This is a genomic window from Ureibacillus massiliensis 4400831 = CIP 108448 = CCUG 49529, assembly GCF_000772965.1.
Classification (GTDB): Bacteria; Bacillota; Bacilli; order Bacillales_A; family Planococcaceae; genus Ureibacillus; species Ureibacillus massiliensis.
The window spans coordinates 1-1,195 of sequence record NZ_JPVQ01000113.1 but is presented as its reverse complement, the minus strand read 5'-3'; the positions used below and the strand labels follow the sequence as shown (position 1 = coordinate 1,195).

Sequence of the window (1,195 nt, the reverse complement as noted above, 5' to 3'; positions counted from 1 at the left end):
TCTTGTATGCTGTTGTTTGAGGGCTCTGCTAAAAAAAGCAGGCGGTTATGCAGTTAGCTCTTGTTGGGCAAGTTCAATCAGTTTTGTCCAACGTGCAGGCATATGTGGCATCTTTTCCAGTGCTGGAATCATGACTGGCACACGGTTTTCTAGCTTTGCATGTGGTCGAAGGAAATTGAAATAGGCCACAAACATTGTCACAAACGAAACTGATCCCGTTTCGGATCCAAAACCCGTCGTGGCACGGTAGTGCCCTTTAAACGTTCGATTTAGGCGTTCAATTATTTGTTTCAACCAACGATAGTCTGCTGATACAGGATCTTCGTTTGTTAAGCCGATTACTTGTGTCACATCAAACCAAATTTCATGTCGTGCGAAGTAGTGTTGGGCTAATAAGTATATGGGATTGCCGTCTACGATTATATTTAGATCCTGAGGGATCTCCTTAAACTTTTGTAATACATCATCAATTGCTTTAATCGCAGACAATGTATCGCGATTTTGTGAAACACGATAAGACAGAATCACCTTTTTTGCCGCATCAAAGAAAAAGAATAAATAATGCCATTTCCCATTCACACGAATATAGGTCTCGTCGCCACAAAACTGATCCGATAGTTCATAAGGATAACGATCAACGAACGGTTTCATCAAGATAGATACACTATTTACGTAGTTTAGAATCGTTTGGTGTGAAATAGAAATGTTATGTATATCATGCATCAATGCAGCTGTTCTACGGGCTGAAAGCCCATAGTTAATGTGGTAAGTCAATATCAACCCTAGGGTGTGCTGTGACACTTGAATTCTCGATAAATCTACTCGTGGTTTCACTGGTGATAATGGAGATAAAGGTTGATAGTCAAACAAAAATTCACGGTAAATATAGCGGATTTTAAACGCTTGTGGATCATGTTTAAACCGAGCTTTTTCTTCCTTACTCATTCTATCGATATTGGATAGATAAAAAGAACACTGATTATATTTACACTTCCAGACGTGAAAGTCTTTTCGTTCCTTAACTTTTTCTAACGCCTTCATACAGTGAGGGCAACGAAAAATAACTTCTTTCTTGTATCGATTTTGTTGATTAAATAAGCAATCACATGCCTTACAAAGATATTGACCATTCGCGCCATTATTGGCATACAAATACGCCGCAGGTGCACCACACTTTGGACTGTAGAGATTTTCA

At 39.1% G+C, this 1,195-nt stretch carries 1 protein-coding gene; it reads right to left on the bottom strand.

What is annotated here, in order from left to right; genetic code table 11:
- Window positions 1-45: 45 nt before the first annotated feature.
- Window positions 46-1,195, bottom strand: a 1,150-nt coding sequence (locus CD30_RS19070) for a DDE-type integrase/transposase/recombinase (protein WP_036180799.1), incomplete at its 5' end; no start/stop codon positions are given.